Here is a 19176-nt window from a genome sequence, read left to right as displayed (position 1 = left end):
AATTGCTTGTTTGCATGCAAAAATCCGTATTTTCAATTCAAATCGTCACGCTATCAAAAATCGCTACAAGTACGACTAACAAAGAATTTCAAAGAACGTCTATTAATTTTTAATACCCACTAGTGATCTTCTGTTTTAAATTTTTCAATATTATTTTCAATGAATTCTAAATGCTCATCGAGCATTAAAATTTGCTTTGAATTCAGCGGTTTTGTTTCTGCATCTTCATCAACTATTTCAAATTCTGCGTAATATTCTTCTGTAAATGATTCTAAGATTGGGTCATCAAAAAATGAATTTACAGTATCATAACCTCTCAGCAGAGTTACCCAATTATTGAAAAAAGCATCTAATTGTTTTCCTTCAATCCATTTTCGGATGTTTGCGACTGATTCTTTATTTCCTGGTTTCCAGTCAATGAGAAGTTTTAACCCATTTTCCATTTTATAGGTCTCGATGTTAAAATAGAAATCAGAATTCGCGTCTTTATCTACGACTTTTACAAGAAATTTGTCTGGTTCTATAACTTCTAAATTTTCTCCTTTGAGTTCTACATATTTCTCTAAAGTTTCAAGAACTGATAATGGAATTTTCTTTTTCATTGTCTTTTTTCAAAATGTGTGGTAACAGTCACTTGCAAGTGGTCGGGTGGATTGCGAAGCTCGTTCCTGTCCGGTAGGCAGGCGTTCCTGTCAGTCAGCCGACTGACTGAACTGCGAAACGATCCCGAAGCCTCGGTAGGCAGTTGGTTGCTGTTTTATTCTTTTAATTTTAGCTTCATTGCAAAAATAATTGTAAAAATAAATGGTATTGCAGAAGTCAATCCGATTAAATGCAGAGTGTGCAATGGATTAATGGGGTTCAAATAAAAAGGATAAGTCGTTGAAAAAACATAAATAAGAAAACTACTAATTGCGTAATTCCGAATAGAATGCATTCCCGGATAAACCTTGGCTTCGTTCCTAATTAGACCGAAAATCAGAACAATTGTGGCAACAATCCAGATGCTACTTACACTCAATAAGCCAACTATTTTCCAAGTCGATTCAAAGATATCGGAGAAAAGAGTACTTTTTAAAATAAGTTCCATTATAAAAATTATAAGAATTGAACCTTGTAAAATAGTCCGCTTATAGTGTCTGAAATATTGAAAGAATGCCAGCATTAAATACCCAAACAGGATTAAATAGATAACATTCCGAATTAGTCTCTCAACGATGTCGATTTTTGCCGGGGTATTAATAAGGAACAATAGCCCTGATATTAAAATAAACAAAATCAAAAAAAAAGAACATAAAATGATACCATTTCTATTTGTCTTACTTATTGTGTATTCCATATTGTTAATAATTTAGGTTTCTATCAATCGAATTTTTAAAACTCGCCGTTAATGGTGGTGGTATGTGGTCGTGGCGGATTTCGGAGAGCGTCAGTGTCCGCCAGGACATGACGGTCAAGAAAGGAGCGGAGACAACGCATACCACTGCACCCGCAATGCAATTTGCAATTTGCTGTGGGTAGTTTTTAATATTCAAATTTTTTCATTTCTTTTCTTATTTGGGAAATGTGTTTCTGTATCTCAAAATCAAACTTTTGGTATTCTCCTGAAATCTTTGTCATTTCATCACCTAGGTCTTTCTCAGATTTTTGATATCGCTCCCAAGCGATTTGCTCATCCTTTGTTCCTCTAAGTTTTAAATATTGGTTATATGTATTTTCTACATTTTCAGTAAAGGGAGCAAGTGAATTTAGTGAGTTATAAAAGTTTGAGATAATTTCATTTTTTGAAAAGTCTGATTTTAAATCGAAATATAAGCTTATTGCATTGGACAATGAGAGCGAAGCATTATTGGCTAGTAAAATTTTTTCGTCAATCTGCTTCATAAGGTTGTCATTCAAGTAGCTTCCGATTTCAGTGTCATTTTTTTCATAACGATTATACAAAAGAACAAGCTGATTAATCGCATCGGAAAGCATATTATATTGCATCACTGTGATTTCTGCAGCAGTTAACTTCTTCGTAAAGAATTGTTTCTGCAAATCCTATTTATGTTCTTTGCTTTTTTGGAAAATCTCTAAACTTTTTGATATTACTACTGTAAGAATTGAGCCAATTAAACCGCCTAAAGTTCCAATTAAATAATCGTTCATTTTTTTGTTTTTAAATTACCCACAACGTACGTGGAACCCGCCCAGTTGGGTTATATCGTTATTGTGAGGTTGGTTTAACGACCTGTTTGGGGTGTGGAATACATCTTTTTCGGGATTAAAAAGGGCTGGCGGTTTATACATGAGTTTGAAGTTTGATTTTTAGTTTTCCGAAATTAAAAGAAAAAACAGTAATTCGGTTATGTTAAGCGAAAAAATGAGTTTAAAGAAAGTAAAATAAGGCGGTTGAAAAAAAAGCTGCGAGTTATGAGCTAAGAGCCACGAGAAGAAAGGCATAAGAAAAAAGCGGAAAGACGCAAGCTGCAAGCTACAAGCGGAGAGTCATTGGTCATTTGTCATTAGGCATTGGGAAGAAGGTGTGAGGAGTGAGCTAAGAGGTGTAAGCTTCGAGCTTCGAGTGGAAAGGCATAAGAAAGAAGCGGAAAGTGGAGAGTCATTAGTCAATAGGCATTGGGAAGGAGCTGTGAGTTACGGGCTAAGAGCTGCGAGTGGAGAGTCGTAGGGCATTACGAAAAATGACTAGAAACCACTGCCCTCAGGAAATATCAACCTGGATGGGAAGTTCAAATAAACTCAGAGCAGGCCTAAAACCGGAAATTCACAAAAAAGTTAAACGTGAGTGATTGCGCCTTAATCAGGGTTGTTTCGTTAAACGGAGAAACTTCGCCCAAATCGAACACCCGGGTATATACATCGAGATAATTGTCGGTATCGAAGGCATTCAATATCGAGACTCCGGGTTTTATATTTACGTTTTTGATGTTGAAGTTATAATTCACCGACACATCGGTTCGGAAATAGCCGGGTAAACGCCCGTATACTCTTGTGGTATTAAAATTTTCGTCCTTTAACGAAGAAACCACATAGGGTTTCCCGGTGGTGAAAATTGTGAGTGTAGAGAAATTCCATTTCCGTAGGCTGTAAATATTGGTCCATTTAAACTCGTTGGTTTGATCGTAATCTGCCGGAATATCGGCGCCCCTATTTATTTCGTTGAAGCGCCGTGTGGCTTTGCTCAACGAATAAGCCAGCCAACTCGAAAAGAAAGTTCCTTCGTATTTCACTAAAAAATCGATCCCCATGGCCTTGCCATCTCCTGAAACAAACTGGCTCAGCGGATCTCCAACTCCTGCCCCGGGCTCCCTTCGCTGATCGGGATTATCAAAAAACAGGTATTCCTGTAAGCCGTTTACGGTTTTGTAATAGGCTTCAACATCGATGTAAAATTCATTTTTTTCGAAGCCGGCTCCCAAAATGTAATGGCTCGAGGAAAGCACCGGGTTAACGCCTCCGTCGGCCAGTATCCAGAAATCGCGGTTGTACCCGAAATTTTGTTCAGTTCCCGATTTATTCAGAAACTGGTAATATTTCCCGGTGGCAAATTTCAATGTAAGCCCATCGGCCATCGAATAATTTCCGGTAAGGCGGGGTTCAAAATAAAACTTCTTTGAATTACTGTAATAATTCATTCTCATCCCGGGCTTCAACGCCAGGCGGTTTCCTATTTTCAATTGATCCTGCAGAAAGCCGGTGTACAAAAAAGCGGAACTTTCCAGGTTGTCGTAAACCACCGCACGCGAAGCGTCTTTATAAAAGGTAAAACGGTTGTATTTACCCGATATCCCAAATTCAATTTTATGATGGGAATTTATGTTGTACTCGTTTCGAAAGGTCAGGAAATAGTCGGTTAAGCGATTCGATTCATTGGTTACCTCGTTTAATTCGCGATCCTGAATAAACGTGGAATCTGACGGGTTGGTCGGATTGCTGACGGTGATGGTTGTGTTATTGTTGTAATCGTTAAAATAACCCGAATGCCCAAACTGCAGGCTCGTAAAATACCTGCCGTTCCATTGTTTGTTCCAGGTAGTTCCCAATCCGTAATTTCCCCACTCATTAATGTCTTCGGCCTCGAATTCGCCGCGTTCGTTCGAATTACTGCTCGAACTGTTGAGGTAATCTTTTGATCCGTACACACTAAACGAAATATTTTCCTGATCACTGATCTGGTGTGAAAGTTTCAGGTTGTAGTCGCTAAAGTAGAATTCCGGTGTAAGAACATTGGCATCGGGTGCAGGCAAACGCCGGTTTTGCCCCAGCTTATCACCCAACAATTCGTCGGCCAGCCAGCTGGAATACATATCCGAATAAGCACGCCGTCCGGCAGCTACGAGCGTAAGTTTTTTTGAAATCGGAATTTCTGCGGTCAGGTTGGCACTGATCAGGTTAATGCCGCCATAATAACTTGCCTGAGATTGGTTCCCCGATTTCCCGACAATATCGACAATGGCCGAAATACGTTCGCCGTAACGCGAGTCGAAACCACCCCGGTACACCTGAATATTCTTAATTACATTTGGATTAAGCGCCGAAAAAACGCCAAAGAAATGATCGAGGTTGTACAAGGTAAATCCATCGAGCAACACCAGGTTCTGATCGGCCGTTCCGCCCCGAACATTTAATTGCGACGAGTTCTCAAACGAACTGATACCGGGCATAAGCTGCAAAGCCCTGAAAACATCAGTTTCACCATAGTTAGGAAGATCGCTGAACCGGGAAGGATTAAAAACCACGCGCCCTGCTTCTTTGCTGAAATCGACCATCTCCATTTTATTCCCGGCAATGTCAACGGTTTGGATATTCTGCATTTTCCGGGTCATTCCAATTCTTAAAAATGCGGAAGGAACAGAAGTATCAATAATTGTGTCGACACTTTGGTAGCCCATGTACCTCACTTCCACCAGGTTTTGTATCGAATCGGTGAGTCTGAGACTAAAGGTACCTTCAACGGTGGTTGAAACGGCTATATTCTGGTTCCACAAATTAATACTGGCATAGGGCAAACGCTCGCCCGTTTCTGAATCAAATACAATTCCACTTACTGTTACATCCTTTTTTACCGGCTCTTTTTGCCCGGGTTTAGCAGGTACAATCAGGTAGGTATTGTATTTGAGTTCGAAGGTAAATCCGGTGTTTTTCAGCAATAGGCTTAAGGCCCTTTCTACGTTCTCCTCGTCAAAGGAAGCTGTTACAAGCTTAGTTTCGAGCACCCCGGAATCAAACGAAATGAGAATGTTCCGTTCCCGGGCAACTTCGGCCAAAGCCTTCGACAACGGTGTGTCGGTAAACGAAAAACGATGATTTTGTGCGGCAAGCGGAACAACGAAAAAGGAAAATAAAAGGAACATAACAACAAAGACGGTTTTACCCGGCAGACTCGGAAATACGCACTTTATTGTTTTTGATTTCATACTTTAGACCCATCGGAATACAAATCACATCCAATGCTTCCTGCAGATTCTTATTGGAAAAAGTCACGGTCATTGAGCGATCCGGATTTCCTTCAAAACTTACGTTCACATCGAATTGTCGTTCCAGGGTTTCAAAAATAGAAACAAGCGGTTTATCTTCAAAATAAAACAGTCCGTTCTTCCACGAAATTGTCTGTTCAATTTTATCATTTGCAATCTTCACCAAACCTGAAGCCGTGAGTTCGGTCATTTCTCCGGGAGTAATCACCTGAACATCGCTGCCCGAGCTTACTTTTACTTTCCCCGACAAACAGCTTACCCAAAACTCACTCTTGCGCGAAAACACATTTAGCTGTGTTCCCAATATTTCAACGGTTCCGTTTTTTGTATGAATGGAAAAACGACTTCCTTTTTTTACATTGAAATAGGCTTCGCCATCGAGTTGCAGCGATCGTTTTTCCAAAAAGCTTTTATCCGACCACTTTATTTTCGACCCTGCATTTAAAGCCACCCGTGTCCCGTCGGGTAAGCTAAACCCGGTTTGCTCTGCAAAGGCAGTTTTTATTTTATCTTTTGAAAATACATTGTTTACCGTATAAAACCCCAGCAACAAAAGCACAACAGCGGCGGCAGCCTGCCAGTACCTTAAAAGACGAATGGTTCCGGAAGGTTTCCGGGCTTCCGCCTTTTTAAACATCGCTTCCAGCGCCTGCTCCTCACTCATCCCTCCGGGAGTCTTAAACCCCTCCATTGCTTTCAGGATTTTTTTCTCCGTATCCATGGCATGGAATTCCGCAGCTGTTAGTTTATATTTTTTGGAATCGTTCCTTTCAGACATGGCACTTTCCCATTAAATTTTGTACTCGATTTTTTGTTTTAACTCACCCAGGGCATTTTTCATTCTCTTTTCGATGGCTTTCACACTCAATCCCAAATTTTTGGCAATTTCGTTGTACGTCATTCCATCCATCCGGTTCATTAAAAAAACGACCCTGTCTTTCTCTTTTAACGCCCCAATGGCTCGTTCCAGTTTATTGTTGAACTCTTTTAGTTCCAGCTCAAATTCAGGTGTTATTTCATCCGCTCCGGCCTGGTATTTCTTCACAAAATCGAAAACCACCTGTTGATGTTCGTAGCGGTTTTTGCACAAATTGCCCGCAATCGTATACAACAATGGCTTAACGGTCTCTTCCCTTATTTCGTGTTTTTTCTCCCAAATCTTCAGGAAAGTGTCTTGCGCAATGTCTTCCGCTATTTCAGCATCACCGGTTTTGAAATAAACGTAATTCCTTATCGGTGAATACATCCCATGAAACAATTCTATGAACCTGGCTCTTTCAATCCCCGCCATTGAATTAATTTTCAGAAAATTACTTTCAACTTCTCGACTCTGCTATTAATACAGATCAATGAAACGATACCCTAAGCTAATATTCTTTTTTTTCGGAAAAACGTACAAGGCTCTACAATTTAAGCTTGTAGCTCAGCCCGATAATCTTAACCGACGCTTTATCGGAGTGTAGATAATCGTTTAAGCGAAAATATGCCCCAACGCGGTGGTGCTTATTGATTTTATACTGAAGTCCCGACTCCCATCTGGCTTTACTGTACTCTCCGGCATCGAGATCGCGATAAAGTTCGTAGGCGACATAGGGTTCGAGATCGAGTTTTTTGATGGCATATTCGAGATCGAATTTTGCACGGAAGTAGTTGGTCTTCTCATTTTCTGTGAAATCATCTGAGTTGGTATAACGTAAGCGCAATTTGGCTTGCAAATTATTCCATTTATAAGCGGTTTTAGCATCAAAGGCAAAACGGCCATACCAGCGATCTTCTCCTTTTTTATTTTGATTGTTGCCCAGCCTGTAGCTTCCGCCCAACGCAAAATAGTCGTTGAATGCATATGCCACGCCCGGTTCAAAAAAATACTCATCCAGTTTAAAGTCTTCATCAAAACGCAGTTCGGGAGCCAGAGATATCTCCAACTTATCGCCCAGTTCTTTTGAAACATCGAACTCAAACCAGGTTTGCTGTGCCATTGCGGCAACAGAACTTACGGCCACCAATACGACCGTATAAAAGAGCTTCTTCATAAGATGATTACTTTTTAGCATTGCCTTTCCCATTTGATTCGGTTATGTCGTGAAAAACGCGGATACGGGCGATATCGCGCATAAAATTGATTTCCTCAATTTCGATTCGTTTTATCTTTATCCCCGTTCTTTCCTGAATATCGCGCACCAGTTCGTCGCGTTTATTCAGATTGATATTTTCAATTTTTTCGTAAACAATATCCAGCGAAGCTTCCTGGCGCAGCATCAGGATCAACTCTAAAATCCAAAGCGTTCCTAAAATGGCTACGTTGGTAAAAAGCAGTTCGAGAAAGCTTACATTTTTGCTCGACAACGCGTTGATCACTGCCAGGCCAATGATCACAAAAAGATAGGTCATTTCCTTTATGGGGATGGTGTCGGTACGGTAGCGAATGATTCCGAAAATAGCAAACAGCCCCAATGCAATCCCGAGCTCCAGTTTTACACTTTCGAGCAGGAAACACAAGGCGAAAATGGCTGTACTGATCGCAAAGTAGCTAAAGAAAAAATCTTTCCTCCGGCTGTTTTTTGCGTATATAAAGTAAACAACCACAAAGGTTACCAGCAGGTTAAACCCAAATTTGATAACCAGTTCTTTAAAATCGATAACATTCACCAATTCAATATCCAAAGCACCGACTTGTGCCGTTGACAATTGGCTTAAAAGTTCGTTAAACATGTTAGTCTGATAATTTTTTTTGTAATAAACTCTTATTCAAGAACAATAGCGAAAGCCCTCATACAAGTGCAAACTGCTTTTCCATTTTCATGAGCGTACCCTTAAACTGATTGCGTTTTAGATCGGCTTCATTCATCGCTCTCCCGATGCAATATTTGCTAAAATTCTGTTGGTATATCCCTCTTTGTTTTAAAACGGTGGCTAGTTTGGTCTGTGATTTCTGCCCATCCCTTTTCAACTCAATAATAGCAAAATCTTTGCATTTTGATGAGCTAGTTCCAAAAGAATTGAAACACAAATCGGTATCGATGGTACATCGTTCGTCAAAATTCCTGCTCACCAGTGTTATTCGTCGAAAAGAGGTGCCAAACTTGGCTTTGAGTTCAGTTTCCCCGGCTGGCAGATGTTGCTTTAGATATTCTTTCTCAGCCCTACTCAATTCCGGTTCCAAGCCATTCACCTCCATTCGGGTTTTGCGTGTTTTCCCTTTGTTGGTTTTATGTTTGATTTCCAGGAAAACGATATCCGAATCGGTGTATTCGCGTTTCCGCAACTTCATCCGGTTAGCGCGTCCGTTGTGGTGCGAAATATAAAACTGATCATCGGGCGTATCGTAATAAATGCTGTTGTACTGCTGACTCCGGATACCCTCGACCTCGAGCACAAAATAGTCGTTTTTAATTTCCTCAAAAATTGAATTAAGCTCTTCCGATGTTAAACAAAACTTGGAGTCAAAGCGATTCATCAGTTTTACCTGATCCATCTCATCAAGTGAAATGGCCTCAAATTCTGACAAAACATCAGCAAAAGAAACATCATCAGCGGTTTGAGTTAGTATTTCGTGGTCGTAATTCATGAGCCTACGCAATGTGGTTGTGCAAGATAGTGAGTTCATCCATAAGTACAAACGACTTTTTACATATTCATTAAAATCGATGAAATTGTAAAACTGGTGTATAACGTTCCTCCGGAATACGTACCTCCGCTGTAAAGCCCATCGGTTGCCTGTCCGGTTGAACTTCCCCCGGTGTAAATCCCGTATCCCGAACCTTTTTTCAGAGTGGGAGAAGAGAAGGCAACCGACTGATAAGTTTTCGATGGTTTGTACGTGATAATTTCAATTCCATCGCTGTTTTGAACATGAAACAAGGTACCTGCACTCAACGAGGTGTTAAACTTCACCAAAACGAAATACTGCGAAGAACTGGACGCGGGTGCCTGCGCCATTCCCGAACTACCTGCGGCAATAATGGTTCCGCCGGTAATCTGGAATGAACCATCGTAATCCAAGGCACCGTTTCCATTGTTGGTGGGGCCGTCAATTAAAACAGTACCGCCGGTCATTACCACCGAGCCATTTGAGTCGAGCCCATCGCCTGAAGCATTCAGATATAAATATCCGCCATTGATGTACAGATAGTAATTACCTGAGGAAGGACTGGGACCTCCCCATCCGCCACCGGGACGACCACCACCCATCATCGAATCGCCGCCACCTGCAACATTTAAACCATCATCGTTCGATTTTAAATGGATCGTACCTCCGTTTAAGATTACGTCTCCGGCAGCACTTTCAATCCCTTCGTACGATTTTGTGATGTTGATATTTCCATCTTTGATCTCCAGGTCAAAACCGGCATGGATTCCATCGTCGCCGGTAGAAATTTCAAAAGTACCTGCATTAATGGTAATTGTTTGATCGGAATGGATGGCATCGTCGGTACTGGTGATCGAATAAACACCGTTATCAATAATAATATTTACTCCCGCCTTTAGTCCTTTTGATGATGTGCTACTGTAAGCACTAACGCTTCCGGTAGTCAGCAGTTCCATTTCAGCATAAGTCAGCATCAAATCGGTCTCGGCAGAAACCGCATCGCCCCTGGCCGAGATGTTAAACGTACCGGCAGTAATTCCAATGTATCCTTTCTCGTCGTCGCTGTCGTTATCCGATTTTAATCCGTCGCCACCTGCAGTAATGTTAAATTTTCCGTCTTTGATGATCAGGTAATCCTTTCCCCTGATCCCGTCGTCTGCGGCATTTACGTTTATATTGCCGCTGGCGATAATCAGTCCGTCCTTGCTTGTAATCCCATCGTTGAAATTGGCATTCACCTGCAACGATCCCGGTCCAAAAATGGTGAGATCGGATTTGCTAAACACTGCAGCGTTGGGTTCCTCGGCATCGGCATTGTCGTATTTGTAAGAACTTCCGTCGGTCAACACATTCGAGGTTCCTGCGTTAAGTGCAATTAATACTTTTTCAGCGCTTTTTACATAAACGGGAGCACTCGAAGAACTCGTTATATTGGCTCCGTTCAGAATCAAGCGAACAATGCCATCCTCTTCTGTCTCCACCCAAATTTGACCATCGTTCAGTGTTCCGGTAAAACTGTAATCCCCGGCAGCGCTAATGATGATTTTTCCCGATGTAACACTTACATTATCCGAATTCTCGGTTACCGAAGTGCCATCCATCGTAATAGCAACCACGTCCGAAGCATTCCAAACATAATCGGAGGCAGCGTCATGATCTCCGCTGTTGTTGGCCATGGCATCGTCAATGCTCTCCTCGTTATCCACTTTTTCCGTTGTGGTGTTGTCATCTTCCTCATCAAAATCGGTAGACAAACCGTTACAGGCTGCCCACATAACTGAACCAAAAGCCAGTACGAAAAATTGAACTTTTCTCATATCTCCTTTGAATTTCGTTGTAATACAATAATCCGGAGTGGAATCACTTAACAAGAGTTTCACGCTCCGTTCGATTATCTCTTCCTACGCATTTACACCTATTATGTGCAACACATTAGCTTATACAAGCGCTATGAAAACAACCCTACTTTTTCATCCTGTTTTTTACTCAGAAGATGGAAGTATTTACTGAAAATACTGTGTTGGCAAGGGTTTGAAATGAATGCCTGCGCAAATAACCGATAAAATATTGTAAATTCGCTTTTCAACTACAAACAAAATAAGCTGTGTCAAAAAATCTGGTTATCATTCCCACTTACAATGAGAAGGAAAATGTGGAAAAGATGATCCGCAAAGTCTTCTCCCTCGAAAAGCCTATTCACCTGTTGATTGTCGAAGACAATTCGCCCGACGGAACTGCAGATATCGTTAAACGATTGATGAAGGAATTCGACGGGAAGCTCCACATCCTGGAACGAAAAGGAAAGCTCGGACTTGGGACGGCCTACATTGCCGGATTTAAATGGGCGCTTGAACGCGACTATGAAGCGATTTGCGAAATGGATTGCGATTTTTCGCACAACCCCGACGATCTGCTTCGGCTTTTCGCGGCTATTGAAGAAGGCGCAGATGTAGCTATCGGATCACGCTATATTACCGGGATCAATGTGGTAAACTGGCCACTGGGACGCGTACTGATGTCGTATTTTGCATCGATGTATGTGCGCATAGCTACCGGAATGGAAGTTCGCGATACTACCGCTGGTTTTGTTTGCTATCGCAGAAAAGTGCTCGAGACCATCGATTTGGATGCCATCAAACTTATCGGCTACGGGTTCCAGATAGAAATGAAATTCACCGCCTGGAAATTTGGCTTTGTTATCAAGGAAGTTTCCATCGTTTTCACCGACCGGAAAGAAGGAACCTCCAAAATGAGCGGAGGAATTTTCAACGAAGCACTCTGGGGGGTGCTTAAAATGAAAATTAGGAGCTGGACGCGCAAATACGAAAGAAAAGAATAAGTACCCAAATAAAAACTAATGCCCGAACAACCCAAAAACGATTTGATGCTCCCCGATGAAATTATTATGACTAAAATATATTTGATCAGGGAACAAAAAGTAATGCTCGACAGCGATCTTGCAGAATTGTAAGGTGTGGAAACAAGACGCTTAAACGAACAGGTAAAACGAAATATTTCAAGATTTCCGAAAGATTTTATGTTTCAACTGTCAGAGGTTGAATTTAAAAACTTGAAGTCGCAATTTGCGACATCAAATTGGGGAGGACGCCGTAAACTCCCCAATGTATTTACAGAACATGGAGTTTTGATGCTTTCAAGTGTTTTGAACAGCGAACGGGCCATCAAAGTGAATATCCAGATTATGCGGATATTTACACGGATTCGTGAAATGCCGACCAGCAATTTAAGTATCAAGCTCGAAATCGGGGAAATCAAAAAGAAACTGGCCAATCAAGATAAAAACATCGAACTCGTATTTAACTATTTAGATGAGCTAATTGAAAAACACGATAACCCGCAACCAAGAAGATTAATCGGCTACAAAAGGAACCGTGAAGATTAGTTCAGGCAGGCAAACACACAAAACAATACAACGAGCCGTTATTTGCTACCTTCAACTTACCTACTATCCCGGATTCGATAAGAAAATTCTAAAAAAGCAAACATCAAATCACTAACTTTGTTGTACTCAAAAAAAGCCGGCAAAATGAAGACTTTAATCAAAAACGCAACCATAGTAAACGAAGGGGTAAAATTTAAAGGAAGTGTTCTCATTAGCGGAGAAAGCATTGACAGGATTTTCCCACATGTGATTCCTGCAGATTTGGATACCTCTCAGATGGAGGTAATCGATGCAGAAGGTTTGCTGCTGATCCCCGGAGCGATTGACGATCAGGTTCATTTCCGGGAGCCGGGTTTAACACACAAAGGAGAGATTGCCACAGAAAGCCGTGCGGCGGTTGCCGGAGGAGTAACCACCTACATGGAGATGCCCAATACCAACCCACAAGCTGTTACCCAGGAAGAACTTCAGAAAAAATACGACCGCGCAGCCCAGGTTTCGGCAGCCAATTATTCGTTCTTTATGGGCGCCACCAACACCAACCTCGATGAAGTACTGAAAACCGATCCAACAAAAGTTTGCGGGATTAAAGTCTTCATGGGTTCCTCCACCGGAAATATGCTGGTTGATGATGAAAAAACGCTCTCCGAAATATTTAAACATGCCCCTACTTTAGTGGCTACTCATTGCGAAGACGAAGCGACCATCAGAAAGAACACTGAAATTGCCCGCCAGCGCTATGGCGAAAATGTACCGATTTCGCGGCATTGCCACATCAGAAGCGATGAAGCCTGCTATATTTCATCGTCAAAAGCGGTTGAACTGGCTTCAAAGTTTGATACACGCTTACATATTCTTCATCTCTCATCGGCCAGGGAAATGAGTTTGTTCTCTCCCGGAAAAGTCGCGGATAAAAAAATAACAGCTGAAGTTTGCGTGCATCACCTTTGGTTCGACGAACGGGATTACATCGATCATGGCACCCGGATTAAATGGAATCCTTCGATTAAATGCGTAAAGGACAAGGAAGCGCTTTGGGAAGCCCTGCTTGCCGACAAAATTGATGTGATAGCCACCGACCATGCACCGCACACGCTGGAAGAAAAATCGAACACTTACTTTAAAGCGCCGTCGGGTGGCCCTCTGGTTCAACATTCGCTTGTAGCGATGTTCGAGATGAGCAAAAAAGGTTTTATATCCGTCGAAAAAGTAATCGAAAAAATGTGCCACGCACCTGCAGATCTTTTCCGGATAGACAGAAGAGGCTACATTCGGGAAGGCTACTTTGCCGACCTCGTGCTGGTAGATCCGGAAGACAGCTGGATTGTTGCTCCCGAAAACATACTCTACAAATGTGGCTGGTCGCCGTTTGAAGGCACCAAATTCTCGAACAAGGTAGTAAGCACTTTTGTTAACGGGCAAAAAGTTTATGATCAGGAAAAAATCTCTGAATCAATCCGTGGACAAAGGATCAGTTTTAATGTTTAGGTGATTTCCCTGTACCCCGGACGGGGGCCGAACCTAATTTGTTCGTTGTTTATTATCCGATTCAGAAAACCTTTGGATGCTTGTTTATTTTTGATTCCTGAATACATTTTTGATGGAATAGTTCGGAAAATTTTGCACCGAAGAAAAAGTGTTACTTCAACTCAGAAGGTAAAATCTATCGTAGAACTTACACTGCAGCCAAATAAAATGGGTACACCCCCAATCGGCGATGTACCCAAATTACTTTTTTAAATCATGCTTCTAACTCTCCCCAAAAGGAGACACCACTTCACAAAATAACCCGGCAAAACACAGAGAACGTTAATTTACATTGTTCCACAGCAAAGTAATACCATGTAATTCTGTTACTTAAATACACAGTTATAAAAGGAATGCCTAACCCCTTCTATCTCTTTAAATATTTTTAATCCAAAATTCTGGCTTTCAGAAATGCTTCCTCCAGCTCTTCCCGGCTTAGTTTGTTTACTTTTAAATAGCGACGGTTGCCGGCAGGAACGATAACGACACCTTTACCTGTTTCAACAGACCCTTTTTCGCCAAGGTTCTCGAACAGTTGTACATTTGACTTTTTTAGCGGAAGCTCAAGTTTTTTATTGCCCGAGATGTGCCAGTACACCACATACAGATCTTCGCCCCTAAGAAAGGTAAACGCCCGTATTTCCTTGCTGCTACCGGCCACATTTTCAATCTGATCATAAGGCAGCAACTCCAACTCTTTCTGTTCATTCAGCAACAGAATATGCTCCTGTTCCAGGTTTCTCAGCATGTGTTTTTGTTCGTCCGTCAGCCAGTTTTTTACCCGCACTTCTTCCCATCTTCTCAAAACTTCGAGGTTGTCAGGAGTCCGCGCATGCGCTTCAAATTTCTGAAGGCTTGCATGCAACGATACCGGGCAATCCCAGGCTGCGGCCCTGCTGGTCACAAACTCAAGCATGTCGGGTTGTGTACCAACGGTATTTTCGGAAGGAACAAAATACCCCAGCCAGCCAAAATTAATCCGGGTAAAATCTTCCTGCATGCGGGGAGCCTCTTCGGCGGGCCATTTTCGGGTTTCCTCTTTTAGAATTTCCGGGGCAAAAACATCGAAAGCATTTCCACCGCTGAGCATGTGCCAGCTAAAATGGGTTTTGGCTGCCCCTTCGGCAAAGAGGGGTTCAGGATTCAAACGGCTGAAAACCCGGTATTGCGCTGCTGCCACATGATACCAAAAAGGAGGATTTACGCCTTCTGATCCATCAAAATAAACCGATTTGAAACCAGCATCATAGATATCGGCCAGCTTTTCTGCAATTTCATCCTGCAAATCCGAGTTCTGGTCAACATAAATACTTGTGGCTCCGAACTCACTCACATCCAGCAGACCAAAAATATATCCTTCGGGTTGTGCGCCGATTGTTGTTTTATCAATTCCCCTGACGCAACCCGTAAATTTATACGGACGCGTAGTTGTATATCCTTTATACGAGATAAGTTCATGCCCCATCCGAAGCACCCTGCAGCCATCGGCCATTGTTGTTCCCAGTGGATTCTGCTCCACAAAAACAACCGTATCGCTTTCGCCCAGCGGTTCCGACAGGGTAAAATGCCGAAGCAGGTTGAGCCGGTGGTCGGTTTTTGGTGTAACATACCTGCTGTCGCGCCCAATATGCGAATGCAGAAAGTGAAACCCGGGAACTATCCCCTCGCCCTCAATCCTGGTCAGCATCTTTTTTACATCCTCTTTCCCATTCGGAAACAATTTCCGGTTCCAGTCATAATCACCGAGTTTCCGATAGCCCCAGCTGTCGATAAACGAAGGGTAATAAATCATCATATTATGAAATCCTCCCATCGCAGCGTACTTCAGGTGCTGCTGAAGGGTTCCGGGATTTACATCCTGGGTCCAGTAATACGATAATTTGGTTTGGGGATCACGGCGGCTTTTCACACCTTTCGGAAGATTGTAATCCTCTTCAATTCTGGCAATTTTATCCAGAAGTTCATCGGCAGGACAAACGATTAAAGCTGCCTCCACGCCTTTCAGTTTTATTTCTTTTTCTGCTTCTGCTTTCAGGATACGGTATCCCTTACGTTTCTCTGAGTCGATGCGGGTTTCCGGCGCCGTTCCCAACAAGTTGACCGCCACTTTTTCGTCCCAGCTCACATTCAGCCATTCACCAAAATGCTCCCGGTTCTTTACCGGCAACTGTAAAAAACACAACTCGGTTGTCGGCGGAGGGGTAATTTTCATATACCCCGGATATGCTCCGGGTTCAACAATAAAATCTTCAAACGTAAAACTGATATAATCGGCAGTTTCCTTAATCCGGATGACCGCATCGTAGGGAACCAGCTCAAACCCGACGATCAATTTAGCCCCTTCTCTTTTTAATGAGTTGGCTTGAAAGGTCATCTTTTTGTTGGGATGCGCCAACTTAATTTCGTTATGATAAGGACGTTCCTGGGTAACCGAGAACATCGGGATATTCTCCCCTTCGATTAAACATTCTTCGTTTGTCGCCTTCAACACCAGACTCTTCGAAGTCCCGTCGCTTCCGGCAGTCAACTTAAACAGTTCATTCTCGATAACAATGTCTTCCCCACTGTTTGCATCATCCTGCGCGAACGATGATAAAACAGTGCTCATCAGTACAAACAAACCAACAAATAGTTTCATAATTTTTTTTAGTTAAAAATGACGGAATTAAGTTTATATCGCCAACTCACCTGCAAAGCTAGCCTCTCTGCAAGTTGGCTTAATTCAAAAAGCCTTGTAAGATAGCCAGATAAAAGTAATCCCGCCAGGTAATAGGTTAAAGTATCAATTATATTTTCCCCAGAATTTTATTTCTGCAACAAAAAGCGACGGTGAACTTTGCCAAAGTTCATCGATTACAAACCTGACATACCTGTACTTTTCATTACTTAATTCGGGATAAATTAATGATTCGAACTCAATACCTGCAACCAGGAAAGGCATCACGTTTATTCATCCAGTAAATTACGGGGAAGTTCCTTGGTAGCTTTGGCGCCAAGTCTTTTAATGTTTTCTACCGATCGGATCAGGTTTCCACGGCCATCCTTCAACTTACTCATTGCATCGTCGTAGGTTTTACGCGTGGTGTTCAGGTTGTTTCCCAGTTTATCAAGATCAGAAACAAATCCTACAAACTTATCATACAATGCGCCACTTTGCCGGGCTATTTCGATGGCATTTCGGGTTTGGTTTTCCTGTTGCCATATCGAGGAAATGGTACGCAGGGTCGCCAGTAAGGTAGACGGACTCACCATCACCACTTTTTGATCCCACGCATACGAAAACAACTCCTGATCTTCCTGTACCGCTACGCTAAACGATGCTTCAATCGGGATAAACAACAACACAAAATCGGGCGAATTTAATTTGCTGGCCGTTTGGTAGTGCTTTTCGCTCAAGCCTTTAATATGCGCCCTCAAACTCAGCAGATGGTCTTTTACAAACTTTTGCCGCTGTTCTTCGTTCTCTGCATTCACGGCACGCTCGTAGGCGATAAGCGAAACTTTTGAGTCAACAATAATGTGCTTGTTGTCGGGGAGGTTGATGACAATATCGGGTTGTATTCTTTTCCCGTCGTCGGTGGTATCGGCAAACTGTTTTTGGTAGCCCTGCTCCCCTTCGTTCAATCCCGACCGTTCCAGAATACGCTCCAGCACCACTTCGCCCCAATTCCCCTGTTTTTTCACATCGCCTTTTAAGGCTTTGGTCAGGTTGCTGGCTTCTTCGCTTATTCTGTTGTTCAAATCGTAAAGTTTAAGCAACTCGGCACGAAGTTCGGTTTGGTCTTTCAGTCCTTTCTGGTAAGTATTTTCTACTTTTTGCTCAAACTGATGAATCTTTTCTTTTAGCGGATTTAACACTTCACCAATGTTTTTCTGGTTGGCTGCAGTAAATTTCTCGCTGTTTTTCTCCAGAATTTTAGTAGCGATATTTTCAAATTCAGTGGTAAATTTCTTTTGCAGTTCTTCCAGTTCTTGTTTTTGATCTTGAAGTTTCTTTTCCTGATTCTGAAACTGCACTTTTACACTTTCCAGCTGAACATTCAAAGCTTTGTTTTCTTCTCTCAGATTTGACATTTCAGCTTTCCACTCTTCACTATCAGATTTAAGCGAGTTGTACCGTTCTTCCCAAACCAGCCGCTGCTTTTCGGTTTCGATATTCTGATTACTCAGTTCCTTTTCCTTTTCAAGCATGCTTCTTTCAGCCTCTGCCTGTGCTTTCTGAAGCTTCGAGTTGAAAACAAAATATACGGCAGCCGCCCCAACAGCCAATCCCACCAACAAATAAACGATTTCCATGTAATGTGTATTTGAAAGCTAAAAATACAAATTTGTGCTCAAGTCGGGAGTATCGATGTCACCTTTTAAAAAGATAAAAACCTTTGCAAAACAAAACGTACTGTACCATAAGCATCCGGCTCTTTTCGGCATAATTTGTTATTTTCGTTCATGTTTAAATCTGAAACGATGGATGTAAAGATAGAACCGGGCTGGAAAGCGCACTTATACAGCGAATTCGAAAAAGAATATTTCAGAAATCTTATCGGTTTTGTAAAGGAAGAATACAACACTCACCGGATTTTCCCTCCCGGAAAGCTGATATTTAATGCGTTTGATCAATGTCCGTTCGATCAGTTAAAAGTGGTGATTCTCGGACAAGATCCCTATCACGGACCGGGACAAGCACATGGACTGTGTTTTTCGGTAAACGATGGCATTCCGTTTCCGCCCAGCCTGAGAAATATTTTTAAGGAGTTGCAAGATGATGTGGGTAAGGAAATTCCGAAAAGCGGTAACCTCACCAACTGGGCACAACAAGGTGTGTTATTACTGAATGCCACCTTAACGGTACGCGCACATCAGGCAGGATCGCATCAGAAAAAAGGCTGGGAAGAATTTACCGATGCAGCTATTCAAATTGCCAGCGACCAAAAGGAACACCTGGTTTTTTTATTGTGGGGAAATTATGCCATCAGTAAACAAAGACTGATCGACGAAAGCAAGCACCTCGTTCTCACGTCGGTTCACCCTTCTCCGCTATCGGCAAGCCGTGGATTTTTTGGGAACAAGCATTTCAGCAAAACAAACGAATTTCTTCAGCAGAACGGGCTGAAACCTATAAGTTGGTAGCCTGAAGTTCGGTGTTCAACGTTTAAAGTTCAGGGTAAAGCTTTTTCCAC

The 19176-nt window shown here is 42.2% G+C and carries 16 protein-coding genes; 5 read left to right on the top strand and 11 right to left on the bottom strand.

The window, feature by feature from the left end:
• Window positions 1-119: 119 nt before the first annotated feature.
• From MR764_RS17250 to MR764_RS17210, 9 genes are all read right to left on the bottom strand, one after another.
• A complete protein-coding gene (locus tag MR764_RS17250; protein ID WP_247980695.1) occupies window positions 120-602 on the bottom strand; it encodes a hypothetical protein in 483 nt (160 codons plus the stop codon).
• Between the two features lie 922 nt (window positions 603-1524).
• Window positions 1525-2040, bottom strand: coding sequence for a hypothetical protein (locus MR764_RS17245; protein WP_247980694.1), 516 nt, complete (start codon window positions 2038-2040; stop codon window positions 1525-1527).
• A gap of 713 nt (window positions 2041-2753) precedes the next feature.
• Window positions 2754-5357, bottom strand: coding sequence for a TonB-dependent receptor plug domain-containing protein (locus MR764_RS17240; RefSeq protein WP_247980693.1), 2604 nt, complete (start codon window positions 5355-5357; stop codon window positions 2754-2756).
• Between the two features lie 16 nt (window positions 5358-5373).
• A complete protein-coding gene (locus MR764_RS17235; RefSeq protein WP_247980692.1) occupies window positions 5374-6258 on the bottom strand; it encodes a FecR domain-containing protein in 885 nt (294 codons plus the stop codon).
• Between the two features lie 12 nt (window positions 6259-6270).
• A complete protein-coding gene (locus MR764_RS17230) occupies window positions 6271-6771 on the bottom strand; it encodes a sigma-70 family RNA polymerase sigma factor (RefSeq protein ID WP_247980691.1) in 501 nt (166 codons plus the stop codon).
• Window positions 6772-6883: 112 nt separating this feature from the next.
• Complete coding sequence (locus tag MR764_RS17225) at window positions 6884-7513, bottom strand: DUF2490 domain-containing protein (protein ID WP_247980690.1); 630 nt, start codon at window positions 7511-7513, stop codon at window positions 6884-6886.
• Between the two features lie 7 nt (window positions 7514-7520).
• On the bottom strand, window positions 7521-8192 hold the full coding sequence (locus MR764_RS17220) for a DUF4956 domain-containing protein (protein WP_247980689.1): 672 nt from the start codon (window positions 8190-8192) through the stop codon (window positions 7521-7523).
• Between the two features lie 58 nt (window positions 8193-8250).
• Window positions 8251-9048, bottom strand: a complete 798-nt coding sequence (locus tag MR764_RS17215) for a polyphosphate polymerase domain-containing protein (RefSeq protein WP_247980688.1) — start codon at window positions 9046-9048, stop codon at window positions 8251-8253.
• A 59-nt stretch (window positions 9049-9107) separates the two neighbouring features.
• Complete coding sequence (locus MR764_RS17210; RefSeq protein WP_247980687.1) at window positions 9108-10886, bottom strand: carbohydrate-binding domain-containing protein; 1779 nt, start codon at window positions 10884-10886, stop codon at window positions 9108-9110.
• 287 nt (window positions 10887-11173) lie between these two features.
• Between MR764_RS17210 and MR764_RS17205 the strand changes: the two genes are divergently transcribed.
• The 4 genes from MR764_RS17205 to MR764_RS17190 all read left to right on the top strand — a co-directional run bounded on the left by MR764_RS17205 (window position 11174) and on the right by MR764_RS17190 (window position 13960).
• Window positions 11174-11908: a polyprenol monophosphomannose synthase gene (locus MR764_RS17205; RefSeq protein ID WP_247980686.1), complete on the top strand. Its 735-nt coding sequence runs from the start codon at window positions 11174-11176 to the stop codon at window positions 11906-11908.
• Window positions 11909-11926: 18 nt separating this feature from the next.
• On the top strand, window positions 11927-12040 hold the full coding sequence (locus tag MR764_RS17200; protein ID WP_247980685.1) for an ORF6N domain-containing protein: 114 nt from the start codon (window positions 11927-11929) through the stop codon (window positions 12038-12040).
• Between the two features lie 3 nt (window positions 12041-12043).
• Window positions 12044-12472 (top strand): ORF6N domain-containing protein, encoded by a 429-nt coding sequence (locus tag MR764_RS17195; RefSeq protein ID WP_247980684.1) that lies wholly within the window; start codon window positions 12044-12046, stop codon window positions 12470-12472.
• A 144-nt stretch (window positions 12473-12616) separates the two neighbouring features.
• Window positions 12617-13960 carry a dihydroorotase gene (locus MR764_RS17190; protein WP_247980683.1) on the top strand — a complete coding sequence of 448 codons (1344 nt, stop codon included), beginning with the start codon at window positions 12617-12619 and terminating at the stop codon, window positions 13958-13960.
• 424 nt (window positions 13961-14384) lie between these two features.
• Here MR764_RS17190 and MR764_RS17185 read toward each other — a convergent pair whose 3' ends face one another.
• Complete coding sequence (locus tag MR764_RS17185; RefSeq protein ID WP_247980682.1) at window positions 14385-16637, bottom strand: hypothetical protein; 2253 nt, start codon at window positions 16635-16637, stop codon at window positions 14385-14387.
• 308 nt (window positions 16638-16945) lie between these two features.
• Window positions 16946-18295, bottom strand: coding sequence for a DNA recombination protein RmuC (gene rmuC / locus MR764_RS17180; RefSeq protein ID WP_247980681.1), 1350 nt, complete (start codon window positions 18293-18295; stop codon window positions 16946-16948).
• 168 nt (window positions 18296-18463) lie between these two features.
• Here rmuC and MR764_RS17175 point away from each other — a divergent pair, with 168 nt between their 5' ends.
• Window positions 18464-19126 (top strand): uracil-DNA glycosylase, encoded by a 663-nt coding sequence (locus MR764_RS17175; RefSeq protein WP_247980680.1) that lies wholly within the window; start codon window positions 18464-18466, stop codon window positions 19124-19126.
• Window positions 19127-19176: the final 50 nt, after the last annotated feature.

The sequence above is a fragment of the Maribellus sp. YY47 genome (assembly GCF_023111095.1).
In the GTDB taxonomy this organism is placed as follows: Bacteria; Bacteroidota; Bacteroidia; order Bacteroidales; family Prolixibacteraceae; genus Draconibacterium.
The sequence above is the reverse complement of the archived record's forward strand: the minus strand, read 5'-3'. Positions and strand labels throughout refer to the sequence as shown.

What these genes read in the sequence shown, in the direction of transcription:
- MR764_RS17250 (WP_247980695.1), bottom strand. Translation starts at nt 602, where the DNA reads ATGAAAAAGAAAATTCCATTATCAGTTCTTGAAACTTTAGAGAAATAT.
- MR764_RS17240 (WP_247980693.1), bottom strand. Translation starts at nt 5,357, where the DNA reads ATGTTCCTTTTATTTTCCTTTTTCGTTGTTCCGCTTGCCGCACAAAAT.
- MR764_RS17235 (WP_247980692.1), bottom strand. Translation starts at nt 6,258, where the DNA reads ATGTCTGAAAGGAACGATTCCAAAAAATATAAACTAACAGCTGCGGAA.
- MR764_RS17230 (WP_247980691.1), bottom strand. Translation starts at nt 6,771, where the DNA reads ATGGCGGGGATTGAAAGAGCCAGGTTCATAGAATTGTTTCATGGGATG.
- MR764_RS17225 (WP_247980690.1), bottom strand. Translation starts at nt 7,513, where the DNA reads ATGAAGAAGCTCTTTTATACGGTCGTATTGGTGGCCGTAAGTTCTGTT.
- MR764_RS17220 (WP_247980689.1), bottom strand. Translation starts at nt 8,192, where the DNA reads ATGTTTAACGAACTTTTAAGCCAATTGTCAACGGCACAAGTCGGTGCT.
- MR764_RS17215 (WP_247980688.1), bottom strand. Translation starts at nt 9,048, where the DNA reads ATGAATTACGACCACGAAATACTAACTCAAACCGCTGATGATGTTTCT.
- MR764_RS17210 (WP_247980687.1), bottom strand. Translation starts at nt 10,886, where the DNA reads ATGAGAAAAGTTCAATTTTTCGTACTGGCTTTTGGTTCAGTTATGTGG.
- MR764_RS17200 (WP_247980685.1), top strand. Translation starts at nt 11,927, where the DNA reads ATGCCCGAACAACCCAAAAACGATTTGATGCTCCCCGATGAAATTATT.
- MR764_RS17190 (WP_247980683.1), top strand. Translation starts at nt 12,617, where the DNA reads ATGAAGACTTTAATCAAAAACGCAACCATAGTAAACGAAGGGGTAAAA.
- MR764_RS17185 (WP_247980682.1), bottom strand. Translation starts at nt 16,637, where the DNA reads ATGAAACTATTTGTTGGTTTGTTTGTACTGATGAGCACTGTTTTATCA.
- rmuC (WP_247980681.1), bottom strand. Translation starts at nt 18,295, where the DNA reads ATGGAAATCGTTTATTTGTTGGTGGGATTGGCTGTTGGGGCGGCTGCC.
- MR764_RS17175 (WP_247980680.1), top strand. Translation starts at nt 18,464, where the DNA reads ATGGATGTAAAGATAGAACCGGGCTGGAAAGCGCACTTATACAGCGAA.